An 11,984-nucleotide genomic window follows, 5' to 3' on the forward strand; every position below is an offset into this window, starting at 1 on the left:
TCCGGGACTGGGGGTCCGCATCCCCAAAGAGCATCCAATAGCCAAGTTCTACGAGATTAGGCAACCTCCTCCAATTCCAAACAAAGCGGGGCAGCCGAAGCATTCGGCTGCCCCGTCTCGGGAGGAATCCAGAATCTCAAGTCACTAAGACATTGTGATGTCCTTACTGTGAGAGACCCTCATGAAGAGAAGAAGGGAGATAACCGTAAAGACCATGAGAATCGTCGAAAGAGCCGCAGCGATTCCATAGTTGCCACGTATTACTTCAGTGTAAATAGCCACGGTCACAGTACGAGTTCTGGTCGTGTAGAGCAATACCGATGTCGAGAGCTCCGAAATCATCGTAATCCATGTAAGAATGGCGCCGGACACAATACCGGAGGCCATCATCGGGACAGTAATCTTTAAGAATGTGTTGAGCTTTGAGCTTCCCAGGCTCTCTGCTGCCTCCTCGATAGTAGGGGGTATCTGGCGCAGCGTTGCCTCAGAGGAGCGGACGGTATATGGCAGTCTGCGCAGCGCAAATGAAATAGCCATGATTGCTACGGTACCAGTTATAGCCAAGAAGCCGGTACCTCCCACACCGGTATTAAATGCCGTAATGAACGCGATACCAAGCACTGTTCCCGGAATGATATAGGGGAGCATTCCAAGTGTGTCGGTAAGGCGAGTGAGAGCATTACGATGCCTGATCGCAACATAAGAGAGCGTAGTCCCTACGATTAGGACAATCGCCAAACCGATAAGCGGAATTCTCAACGTGTTGAGAATTGCAGAACCCATACGTGTAAAGGCCTGCGTATAACTCTTGAGGGAATAACCTGGGACAAAGATCATTCCGCTGGTATTTAGGAAAGAAGTGTAAACAAGATAACATTGAGGGAGAATCGCAATGCAGACCACACCGTAGACAAAGATGTAGAGAAGCACCTTCTTCCAAGAATGAACAGGTGTCGGCTCGATTGGGTGAAGAGAATTCATCGTGAAGGAGAACTTGTTCGCTACAATCTGCTGAGCAAGGAATACCAGCAGCGCAATGACGATAGCAATGATTGACAACGCTGCCGCAAATCCGTCATTCCCGCCCAGTTCGCTTACAAACTCCTGATAGATTGTCACCGGGAAAGTACGGTAGCCCTCACCGATGAGCATGGGCGTTCCGAAGTCTGCAAACGCTCTCATAAACACAAGAAGTGCAGCGCCGACCACTGTCGGCATCATCAGCGGAAGCAGAATCTGAAAGAACCGTTTTGCCCCCGTACAGCCCATTGACGCCGCAGCTTCGAGAACAGAGCTGTCCACATTCTTCAGGGCTCCAGACACATACATAAAGACCAATGGAAACAGCTCAAGAGTAAAAACGAGCACGATGCCGCCAAACCCATATATCTCCACTCCAGGAAGGCCAAGGATACTCGTCATGAAGTTCGTAATGGCACCATTCCGGCCCAAGAGAAGAATCCATGAATAGGCCCCCACAAAAGGCGGAGACATTGAAGCTATTACGATCAAAATCTGAAGTGCAGTCTTACCCCTGAACTCGAACAGGGCAAAAAGGTAACCCATGATCGAGCCAACTAGTAAAGCGAGAATGGTCGCCATTCCGGAAACAGCAAAGCTATTTGCCAGAGTCTGGCTGTAGTAGGGGTTGTTAAAGAACCCAGCAAAGTTATCGAGAGACAGCTTGCCGTCGACGAATAGTGCCCTTCCAAGCACAGTGACGATAGGGTAGACAAGGAACAGCAGGTATAGCACAAAGATGACAAGAGTTACGGCTGTCCACATGTCGAATCTGCGTTTTGCCTGCACCTATGCCACCCCCTCCATGAGGTTTCTCTGCCCATCTGCTGAAAGGACATTGATTTTTGCAACGTTCACGTCAAGGCGAACGGTCTCTCCAGGACGTACGTTTTCCTCGAAAGTCGATTCAACTGTCACTTGAATCCGGTCTGAAAAGCTCGTCTTCATAAAGTAATCTGTGGTAGAACCAAGGTATACGCTGTCAAGCACAGTTGCCTCGAATGGCCCTTCGCCGCTCTTAATAAACTCTTCTGGCCTGATGCTTACGCGAACATCTTGATCGGTGCACGAGTTCAACTGTGACATCGGAAGCCGCACTTCTCCCAGCACCAGGGTAGCAACTCCATCGATATGTACCAATTTCGCATTGCACATGTTCGTCTTTCCGATGAACGTTGCAACGAACTCGTTTCTTGGACGATGGTAGAGCTCCCTAGGGACTCCGACCTGTTGGATTACACCATGGTTCATAACGGCAATCCGATCAGAAATCGCCATAGCCTCTTCCTGGTCATGCGTAACGTAGACAGTCGTTATGCCAACCCGATGCTGGATATCCCTGATTACCTGTCTCATCTCAAGACGAAGCTTCGCGTCGAGGTTCGAGAGCGGCTCATCCATTAGCAGGACGTCAGGATTAATCACTAGGGCACGAGCAAGGGCAACTCGTTGTTGCTGACCGCCAGACAGCTGATCAGGCTTCCGATCCGCAAACTGACTAATCTGCATGAGCTGAAGATACTTATCAGTACGTTCTTTGATCTCGTCCTTTGGGACTTTCCTTTGTTTAAGTCCAAAAGCGACATTATCCCGGACAGTCATATGGGGAAAAATCGCATAATTCTGAAATACCATACCAATATTTCGTTTACTTGGATCTGTGTCATTGATTTTGGTATCTCCGAAATAAAAGCTTCCTCCCTCAATAGAGTTGAAGCCCGCAATCATTCGCAACAAGGTTGTCTTTCCGCAGCCAGACGGCCCGAGGAGAGTAAACAAACTTCCATCTTTGACTGTAAGGCTCAAGTCTGGGATGACAACATTGTCACCCGAGTAGACTTTCTTGGCATGCTCGATTCTTATCTCACTCATGATGCTCCCGAATCCGCGCTATGAATTCTGAAGTGCGGTATAAATCTCGGTGTACTTATTAATAATCTCATCCTTGTGCTCGTTGACGTATGCAGTGTCTTCGGTAGCAGTGTTGATTTCGTCCATGGGCTTCATAGAACTGTTGAGGTCAACATCAGAACGGACCGGACGAGAGGTAGTTTGGCTAGCGATAATGTTCTGGGCATCCTGAGAGATAATGAAGTCGACCCAAGCCTTAGCCTGGTCAAGGTTGGCACAGTCCTTCACGATTGCCGTGTTGGCAGCAAGGAAGATGGTACCTTCTTCCGGATAGACAACCTCAACATTTGCGCCATCCTGAACCAGCTGAACGCAGGGATCCTCGTAGGAAAGCCCAACCGCCATCTCGCCGTCAGCCACCGTCTTGTATACGTTGGACGAGCCAGATGCAATCTTGCCCTGTACCAGAGTAAACAGCTGCTTAACGTAATCCCAAGCTTCGTCGGATTCATAGCCACCCATGTCTAGGAGCATTTGGGTAAGGTGGTGGAAGGCAGACGAAGAGCTCGTTGGATCCGCGGTTGCAATGCTGCCCGCGAGCGCTGGATTCAGAAGATCAGCGTACCCCTTAATATCAAGGTCCTTGGTTAGGTCCTTGTTTAGGATGAGCACGCTGCCATCGAGTGTATAGTGTGTGCAATACCCAGTCTCGTTGCGATAGGCCTCCATGACATTGCTGTCTTCTGGCGAGGTATATTCTTGGAAATACTGCTTGTACGCTTCGTCGGTAAGCTCTCCGCCCCACATGACGTCTGCAATCGGGTTTGACGCTTCGCTTTGAATCTTCTTGAAGAGTTCCCCCGTACCAGCCTGAATGAGGTCAACCGTGATTCCGGTCTTATCCTCAAATGCAGGGACCAAGCTGTTCACCAGAGTCTCCGAGTTGGGGGTATACATAGTGAGGGAGCCGCCGATATTGCTGCTCCCATCAGAAGAAGTATCCTCGCTGCTCGAAGATGTCTCATCTCCACCGCATGCAGAGAGCCCCAGGGCAACTCCTCCGCCCACAAACATCTTTGCAAAATCGCGACGAGTCATTGATGCACTCATATCATTCCTCCCAAACGATATACGACGAGCCAATTGGCACACCCGAAAAATCGGGTTAACCGCGTTCTATCACGCATACAATTCCGAACATTGGCAAATTGGCAAGTGGATAAAAAAGTACGCTAAGCGTAAATAAAAAGTAAGCTCTAAGTAAATGTGCTGGTAACATGTATCACGTTTCAATGACCAATTGGGATAGGGGCTGTTGACCGTTTGTTGGTTGAACAAAAATAGCTTCAGAACTTGATTCATTTAATTTAATATTCTATTTTCATCAGCTTCATATCTTATGAGTGGCATTGATGTACTTGTCAGCGCGGTAACACAGTGAAGATTCTGGAGCACTTACTCTGAAGACCTCGCATATCGGCAATCTCAATTGCGCAGCCCATATTTCTATCGATTTGCGCGGCAACCGCTTTGACAACAACACGATAAGGTATCTGTCAGTCAAATCGAGTTGCTCAAGGCAGGCTATCGCCAGCGCGAGACACTCGTCCCAGCGCTACAGTGCCGAGCAAGGGAGGCCGATTCCAGGGCAGACGGGCGGGTGCCCGGGAGGCGCCGGAGCGGCAAAGGGATTGGAGCTTTCCTTGATCGTTGCCAGGTACTTCTTAGGGGGCATCTTCCCCGTCCTCGAGCAGAATGCCGAGTACGATGTCCTCACCGTCGACATCCTCGTCAAGGTCATCGCCTTCCTGAGGGTGGTAGGCGCATCCGGCGAGGACTGCCTCTACCGGCTGACCGGTTCGAGATCGTGTCGGGCAAGGAGCAGCTGAGGGACATCGTCAGAAACAGCGTCCGTTGCGATGCTGAGGACTTGGAGTCGGCCATGACATTTCCGTCATCGCCGTTCTTGGAGACTGCCCCGGTATAGCGGTACCTGAGAATGACCGTGCTGCTCAATAGGTTTGCGAATCGTCGCATTTTTGGTATGAGTTTGAAGATTTGAACTTCTGATCTCTCAAGAATTCGTCTTGCGCCGAGGCACCGTCGCTCGCGCGAAAGTCAGCTAAGCATTCGAGACGATGGACACAACCCGAGCAATCTACCTTTAACTGTTCCGCTATGGTGTCATCATTCAAGGCAACTTCGAACGACAACCCAACGAAGAGAGCAGCCATGAGGCGTAGGATTCTCAGACGCGCATTCTCTTGCTTCCCCGGAATATCACTCTGGAGCACAAGCAGATAATCCCGAAGCACGACTGGACTACCATTCAGAAACACAAAAGTCCCGGTCAAGTGTTGTTGTTACTCGCCTTTGGTATTCTCAATCATCAGAGAACGATGCTGGAGATACCCGTTGAGGTCAATGCCCTCATAGTTACCACTGGCCAAGCTTGGGTCATAGCCATCCTTCTGCTGCTCGATTACCTCGGACTCATACGCCTCCCGGTCCTCTTCGGAGGCGTTCGGGCAGAGCACCTCAACACATGTCCTGAATATCCCAGCCAGCTCCTCTGAATCCTTGTCGTCAACGTACACGCGCACGCATTTCTCGCGTCCCCAGCTCCCGCCGTAGCACACGATATCCGCAGAAGCCCCACCGATAGACCCATGGACACCGCTCACGTCCTTGAACGCCGGAAGCCTGAACTCCGTTCGATAGTACGGCGAGTCCTTGTCGTTTGCGGTGTAGTTTGCTTCCTTGACGAACGGGGTGTCAGTAAGGGAGTTATAGGCATCGATAAAGTCGTCGTTGGTCTTTGGGACCGACGCGGTCGGCACGGAATCCGAGTTGTCGGAACCGCTTCCTCGCTGACCCGAGTCGGCCTCAGCGGCGTCGCTGGGAGAAGACGCGTTTTCCGCGGCCTGTCCTTTCTCCTCGGAAGCAGCATCCCCTGCATTGTCCGAGCCGTCATCCTGCTTGGCCGAATCGGCTTCGGCAGCGTCACTGGACGAGCCGGCGTCCCCAGCAGCCTGGACCGCCACCTCGGCAGATGAGTTCCCTGTGGCTACTTGTGATGAATCGTACGATGCAACCCCCATGTTCATTAGCAGCAGGAAGGCGCAGATTGCTCCCGAGATGGCCTTCCGAGTTCGGGGGGGACATCCTCAACCCTCCCCTTACGAATCCGGAATCGGGCGAGTCGGATGCAAGACGGCGCCAGAAGCGTCGGATGAGAAACCAGTAGCCCACGCCGCCGGCGATAGCAATCATCATCCCGATAACACCGCGGACGGACGCAACCATCAGGATGATGAACTCGGCTATAACGAGGGAGACGATGTAGAAAATCAGGCCATGCTGTCTCGCCGGGCGCTCGGCTTTTGACATAGTCAAACTCCCGTCTGCGCGAAGGCTTAACGTAGGAACACCCCTCACGGGGACGGGGCTTCGCGATTAAGCGGCAAGGGACAATGTAACGTCAAGGGTATTACATTCAGGATAGCTAAAGGCGCGATGGCGATTCATTAGCTCTCAGCAAATTGCGGCATCAGCCACCCCTGCGAGACGCAGTCAGAAATCCAGCCAGACGGGATTCTGAAGATGGAAAAAATAAAGATGGCGAGAGGAAATAGGTGCGGCAATCAATTTAGATGGCGCCAGATTTGCCTCGATAGCAACTAATTTCGCTGGCCCTGAAAACAGACTAATTTTACTGCAGGATTCTACCCTAGATTCTACCCTTTTGCCGAAAATCGTCCTCACACTAATGAGAAAGGTCAGGACAGCATGTGCCCTGACCTGCGAAAACACTGGAGCCAGCAATCAGACTCGAACTGATGACCCCCGCTTTACGAGTGTAGGGGTCTACATACCATGTGGTGTTTGTTGACGAACGCAGGTAACCGCCAACCCCAACGTTTCACCTGCTAATTAGGTCATATAATGACCAATAGAAACCATTAGCGAACATTGAGTGACTGGCAAGTTCGTAGACCGTTCGTAGACTAAACGCCGGTTTCCGTAGACCGAGGGGGGCGCGGTTATGGGGTTCGAGGTAGCGGGCACCGGGAGCCTTGCCAAGAGGCCGTACAAGGGGGCCTACCGCTGGATTGGGCAGGTCCGCTACAAGGACGGGGGCGGCGCGTGGAGGACCAAGGCCAAGGCCCTGACGGACGCCCACGGGGCCGCCATCGTGACGGCGGGCGGGAGGTCAACGAGGAACGTCAAGGCCGCCCGCGAGGCCCTGGCAGCGTGGGTGGCGTCGTGCAGGGGGGCCGTCTACACGGGCAGGGACGGCGTGGCCGAGTACGTGAGGCGCGACGTTGAGGCCCGGCGCGGGACCATCGAGGACACGACGGCGCGGGGGTACCTCGACTACATGCCGCTATTCTCCCCGCTCGCGGGCGTCGCCATGGCGGAGCTTGCGCCGAAGGACGTGAGGGCGTGGGTATCGGGCATGGTGGACGCGGGCAAGGCACCCGCGACGGTGCGAAAGGCGTTCGCGCTGCTCGAGCAGACCTGCGAGAGGGCCGTGGAGGTGGGGGACATGGCCGCCAACCCCTGCACGGCGCAGATAAGGCGGCACGACCTCCCCAAGGCCTCCCACGCGGCCCCGAACGCGCTAGACGCCGAGGGGGTGCGCAGGGTGAACGCCCTGCTGGACGTGGCCGCGAACCCGAGGCTGAGGGTGGGCGCGAGGCTCGCCCTCCACGCGGGCATGAGGCGCGGCGAGTGCTGCGGGCTGCGCTGGGGGGACGTTGACGCCGAGGGCGGCGTGATACACGTTCGCCGCTCGATTGGCGACCGTGGGACGCTCGCGGCCAAGGACGGGCGGCACACCTACGCCAAGGGGCCGAAGAGCAAGGCGGGCGCGCGCGACGTGCCCATGACGCGGGCGCTCGCGGCGGACCTCGCGGCGTGGCGCGCGGCGCAGGAGGCCGAGTGGCGGCGCGGTGACATGGCCGTTCCGTTCGCCGAGTGCTACGTCCTCGGCTACGCCGACGGCTCGCACTTCACGCCACACGCGCTGGGGAGGCTCTGGGCCAAGCTCGCGGCGGGCAGGCACGCCAGGAGCGCCGAGGACGGGCGCAGGAGGGGCGACGGCTGGGAGCCGGGCAGGGAGCCAGTCACGGGCACGGAGGGGCGCGTGGTGACGTTCCACGACCTGCGGCACACGTTCGCCACGGTGCAGGTGGCGGCGGGGGCCGACGTGAAGAGCGTGTCGGCCCTCATGGGCCACGCAGACGCGGCAATGACGCTGAACGTCTACGCTGCCTCGGACGCGGACGCGAGGGCGCGGGCCATGGCGCAGGCCGCCCCGCTGCTCGACGCCGGGAGCCAGGCGGTCGCGCTGCGGGCCGTGTAGCCCAGGGCGACGCATTGCCCCGCCTCCGCCCGGCGTGCGGTACCCGTGGAATGGCCCCGAGTGGCTACCATTGGCCCCCCATGGGCCGCGACAACGCCCCGCACGGGCAAACGCCCACACGGGGCGGCTGCGGGGGTTAGAGGGGCTTAGAATCGGCCATGTTCGCGGGGGTTATGGCACTTATGGTGACCGGTTACCACCCGGGCGAGAACATATCCGTCGTGATTGTGTCGCAGGCGTCTTCCCGGTGGTCGCCATCCTCGAAGAACATTGCCTCGCGCCTGCGTATGGAGTCCAGGGCGGAGGGGGCAAACGTCGAAACGAGGTGTTCCCTCAAATCGATGGGCAGGTTTTCCATTGCTTCATCGCCTATTGACTTTTCGGCGAGGTCGTATGCGAGGTCTTCCACGGGGGTTGATTCCTCCCCCCTTTCGTCAACCTCCGTATAAAGCTCCACGCCCCTGCTGCCGTCCTCCGTCTCGAGAACCAGCCGGTATCCGCACGCGCGGGCGAGGCGGGCGAACGTGTCAAGCCTCGGAACAGATTCCTGATTAAGGACGGTGTAAACGTACGTACGGCCCTTCCCGATGCTCGACGCAAGCTCGCTTGGGGTCTTTCCCGATGAAATTACCATCCACTGTATAGCCGTCTTTGCATCCATGTTGGCCCCTTGCTGGCATAGAAATCAAATACGTGATTATGGCCGACATGATATTGCTTATATGGTATTTTGAGTGTGTGTCATAAACACACACGCACATAGGAGGTGCAGGCATGACGGCGGAAAACAGAACTTTGGTAAATGACGTTGGGGTCCTCCCGGCGCTCATGACGGCGGGAGAATTCGCCTCCCTCGTTGGGTACGGGCGGACCTACATTTCCCGCATGTGCAAGAGCGGGGCCATACCCGCTACCAAGGTCGGCAGGGAGTGGCGCATACCGACAAAGAAGGCTTTGGAGCGCCTGGGAGTGGACATTTAGGGGGAATGGCAATGGAGGCGTTCGACGTTGGGCGCGGGGTGCGATGCATCCTCACGCCGGTTTCGAGCTACACGGATTTGAAGACGTACGCCGAGGCGTACTCGATAAGCTACGCGACCGCCCTACGCATGGCGTGGGATGGCGAGATACCCGGCGTTGTGCGCCTGCGTAGGTCATGGCGCGTGCCGGTGGCCGCCCTCCCGGACGCCCGAGGCAACGAGTAGGCCGGGGGGGACGGCGTGGCACGCAAGGAATCCTACAGCAGGGTTTACCGGTGGCTCAACAGGCGGCTGGTTGACGTTGGCGCGACCGCCAACGAGCGGGCCGTCCTATGCGCCTACCTAGAGTGGCAGGAGCCGGGAAAACCGCTGGGCGTGCACACGTTCAGGGGAAGAGAGTACTTCACGACCGCAAGCGACGTAGCCGGGGTTTTGGGCTTCTCCGAGGCGACCGTCAAAAAGGCGCTTTCGGGACTTTGCAAGAAGGGCGTAATTGCGCGCATTTCCAAAGGTCACAAGGGCTGCGTGGCAAGATATGAGGTCGTTCAAAGGGTACCGGATACGGAACCCTATTCAGACGCTCAAAGGGTACCGGATACGGAACCCTATGTTGAAAACTCCCAAAGGGTACCGGACATGGAACCCTATGAGGCCCAAAGGGTACCGGATACGGAACCCTATTCGCCCTCAAAGGGTACCGAAATCGGTACCCACTTAAAGAAGAAGAACAAAAAAGGGAGCGACGCGCTCCACGCGCGGCGCGTCGCTCCCGTGCCCACGGGCACGAAAGAAGCGCCCGAGGAGCCGGGGCCGCTCGCCACGGAGACGCTGCGAGAGGCGTGGGCGGCGTTCGTGGCCGGGCGCGACCTCACGCCGGAGCAGGAGGCCACGCACGCGAGGTACGCGCGCTCGCGGACGTGGGAGGACATACGGGCGGGGCGGTACCGAGGCGCGGAAATGCGAACGAGCGAGGTCTAGGAGCTAGGAGGAGCCATGGAGGCAACGAGGGAGCGGAGGGCGTTGGCGGCGGCGCTGGACGCCATGGAGGACGCGAGGAGGCGGGCGGCGGGGGCTTCGCAGCTGCTCGTTGCCGTCATCACGTCCCCGAACGAGCCGGGGGACGACGCTCTGGAGACGGTATCAGACGTGCTAGACGGACTCTCGCGCGACCTCGCGGCGGCGTGCCGGGCGGCGCAGGGGGCAACGAGGGGAGGCGGTGCGGAGTGAGCGGCGAGATTATCGACTTCGAGGGGCTTGCCATGGACGCCGACGTTCGTACGGCGTGCGAGTTCGTGCGGGCCAACGTATCGCGACAGCTGGGAACCGACGGCGACGGCGCGGCGGACGTGATAGCGGCGCTCTACGCGGAAGGCTCGACGGATGCGGCGGACACCCTGCGGAGGGCGCAGGCCGAACCGCTCGACCTCACGTTGCGCGACCTCACGGGCCTTGCGCTCATGGTGGGGAAAATCCCCGTGCTATCCCTGCCCGATTGCCCCCCCCCCGCCACAAACCCGGAGATGGCGCGCGTAATGCGCGAGTGGTCCGGGGTATGCGAGTGAGGGCAGGCGGTGCGCGATAAAGCCAGCGTTTTTGTGGGTTTCATAGCCCAATAATCGCCAACAAGCGACCGAAACCGGACAAACCATTATACGACATATGGTTAAAGCAGCAGGTAGAACGCGCGTTATGCAATCTGTCTATGTATATATGCATCCATTGGGCCTACTTTACATAAGGTAGATTATCACGGTTTGCCGGTATACAAAGTTGTATGCATACCGGTTAACCGGCCTATGATATGATGTTAGCCAAGGCAACCGACATAGGCAAGGGGGCGCGGGGCATGGGACGCAACGGGGCGCGGCGCGTCATGGCATACCTGGACCCAACCACGGACGGTTGGGTTGAGTGGGTGGCAACGAGTGAGCCGGGCGGAATGTCCGGCTACATATGCCGCCTAGTGGAGGCGGACAGGGGCCGAGTGCTGGACGGTGGAGGCCCCGAGGTGGAGCGGTACCGGGCCTATCTCATGGCGACGGGCCGCGATGCCGAGGCCGCATTTATCGAGAAGAGGCTCAAGGCCGAGGGCGGAGAGGCTGACGCCGAGTAGGCGCGAACGCGCACACCGAAGACGGGGGGAGGTTCCGCCACGCGGCGGGGCCTCCCCTTTTCATGCGCCCGCCCACGGTGCGCCAGATTTGCCAGTCCATAAAAGGGGCGGCGTGTCGGAGAAACCGGAGACCGTAAACGCGGCGGTGTGCGATAAATCCGAGTCCCAAAAAGCGATAAATGCGAGTGCCATAAAGGGCGGGCGTTTCGGGGATTCTCGAGTCCGTAAAACGGGAGCGAAGCGCGTACGAAGCGCGTAAAGGTGGCGTTATGGGGGCCGGATGACCCCGAGGGCATGGCGGCGCTGGGGGCCGTCCTCGACGCCATGGGCGGCGGTTCTGGAGACTCCCGGGGCGGGTGATTGGGGAGTTCGTAGACCATTCGTAGACTAAACGCCGATTCAGGGGCCACGCATGAAAAGAGGTCATGGGCGAACAATGCCCATGACCTGCTGTTTTACATGGAGCCAGCAATCAGACTCGAACTGATGACCCCCGCTTTACGAGAGCGGTGCTCTACCAACTGAGCTATGCTGGCTTGCGCTTGAGCGCTCAACTACTATACGGGGACACGCCCGGCTTTGCAAGCGTCAGCTTGGATTTCTTCACGTATTCCCTCGTCACTCACCTCTGCTGGCACACCTTCATAACCCA

13 protein-coding genes and 1 tRNA gene are annotated in these 11,984 nt (G+C 57.1%); 8 read left to right on the forward strand and 6 right to left on the reverse strand.

Annotation, left to right across the window (positions count from 1 at the left end; all coding sequences use genetic code 11):
• Positions 1-144: 144 nt before the first annotated feature.
• From AUL39_RS06935 to AUL39_RS06945, 3 genes are read right to left on the reverse strand one after another with little or no spacing between them, the layout of a single operon-like run.
• Positions 145-1,809, reverse strand: a complete 1,665-nt coding sequence (locus tag AUL39_RS06935) for an ABC transporter permease (protein ID WP_201783928.1) — start codon at positions 1,807-1,809, stop codon at positions 145-147.
• A complete protein-coding gene (locus tag AUL39_RS06940) occupies positions 1,810-2,892 on the reverse strand; it encodes an ABC transporter ATP-binding protein (RefSeq protein WP_059054834.1) in 1,083 nt (360 codons plus the stop codon).
• Between the two features lie 18 nt (positions 2,893-2,910).
• On the reverse strand, positions 2,911-3,981 hold the full coding sequence (locus tag AUL39_RS06945; RefSeq protein ID WP_201783929.1) for an extracellular solute-binding protein: 1,071 nt from the start codon (positions 3,979-3,981) through the stop codon (positions 2,911-2,913).
• Positions 3,982-4,574: 593 nt separating this feature from the next.
• Between AUL39_RS06945 and AUL39_RS06950 the strand changes: the two genes are divergently transcribed.
• The gene (locus AUL39_RS06950; RefSeq protein ID WP_059054835.1) at positions 4,575-4,760 is read left to right on the forward strand and encodes a hypothetical protein; all 186 of its coding nucleotides are present in this window, start codon (positions 4,575-4,577) and stop codon (positions 4,758-4,760) included.
• A 474-nt stretch (positions 4,761-5,234) separates the two neighbouring features.
• Here AUL39_RS06950 and AUL39_RS06960 read toward each other — a convergent pair whose 3' ends face one another.
• Complete coding sequence (locus tag AUL39_RS06960; protein WP_160327047.1) at positions 5,235-5,978, reverse strand: hypothetical protein; 744 nt, start codon at positions 5,976-5,978, stop codon at positions 5,235-5,237.
• A 938-nt stretch (positions 5,979-6,916) separates the two neighbouring features.
• On the opposite strand from AUL39_RS06960, the gene AUL39_RS06970 reads away from it, so the two are divergent.
• Positions 6,917-8,239 (forward strand): tyrosine-type recombinase/integrase, encoded by a 1,323-nt coding sequence (locus AUL39_RS06970; protein WP_059054839.1) that lies wholly within the window; start codon positions 6,917-6,919, stop codon positions 8,237-8,239.
• A 193-nt stretch (positions 8,240-8,432) separates the two neighbouring features.
• Here AUL39_RS06970 and AUL39_RS06975 read toward each other — a convergent pair whose 3' ends face one another.
• Entirely contained in the window at positions 8,433-8,900 is a 468-nt protein-coding gene (locus AUL39_RS06975) for a helix-turn-helix domain-containing protein (protein ID WP_059054840.1), read from the reverse strand.
• A 113-nt stretch (positions 8,901-9,013) separates the two neighbouring features.
• Here AUL39_RS06975 and AUL39_RS06980 point away from each other — a divergent pair, with 113 nt between their 5' ends.
• The 6 genes from AUL39_RS06980 (at position 9,014) to AUL39_RS07005 (ending at position 11,332) form a co-directional block, all read left to right on the forward strand.
• Positions 9,014-9,220, forward strand: coding sequence for a helix-turn-helix domain-containing protein (locus tag AUL39_RS06980; RefSeq protein WP_059054841.1), 207 nt, complete (start codon positions 9,014-9,016; stop codon positions 9,218-9,220).
• A gap of 11 nt (positions 9,221-9,231) precedes the next feature.
• Positions 9,232-9,444 (forward strand): hypothetical protein, encoded by a 213-nt coding sequence (locus tag AUL39_RS06985; RefSeq protein ID WP_059054842.1) that lies wholly within the window; start codon positions 9,232-9,234, stop codon positions 9,442-9,444.
• 15 nt (positions 9,445-9,459) lie between these two features.
• Entirely contained in the window at positions 9,460-10,197 is a 738-nt protein-coding gene (locus AUL39_RS06990; protein WP_059054843.1) for a hypothetical protein, read from the forward strand.
• A gap of 15 nt (positions 10,198-10,212) precedes the next feature.
• Positions 10,213-10,446, forward strand: a complete 234-nt coding sequence (locus AUL39_RS06995; protein ID WP_059054844.1) for a hypothetical protein — start codon at positions 10,213-10,215, stop codon at positions 10,444-10,446.
• Positions 10,443-10,781, forward strand: coding sequence for a hypothetical protein (locus tag AUL39_RS07000; protein ID WP_059054845.1), 339 nt, complete (start codon positions 10,443-10,445; stop codon positions 10,779-10,781). The genes AUL39_RS06995 and AUL39_RS07000 overlap by 4 nt, the downstream gene beginning before the upstream one ends.
• 284 nt (positions 10,782-11,065) lie before the next feature.
• Positions 11,066-11,332, forward strand: a complete 267-nt coding sequence (locus AUL39_RS07005; protein ID WP_059054846.1) for a hypothetical protein — start codon at positions 11,066-11,068, stop codon at positions 11,330-11,332.
• A gap of 460 nt (positions 11,333-11,792) precedes the next feature.
• Here AUL39_RS07005 and AUL39_RS07010 read toward each other — a convergent pair.
• Positions 11,793-11,868 (reverse strand) — tRNA-Thr (locus AUL39_RS07010).
• Positions 11,869-11,984 lie beyond the last annotated feature (116 nt).

Origin of the sequence: Tractidigestivibacter scatoligenes (genome assembly GCF_001494635.1) — a bacterium.
Classification (GTDB): Bacteria; Actinomycetota; Coriobacteriia; order Coriobacteriales; family Atopobiaceae; genus Tractidigestivibacter; species Tractidigestivibacter scatoligenes.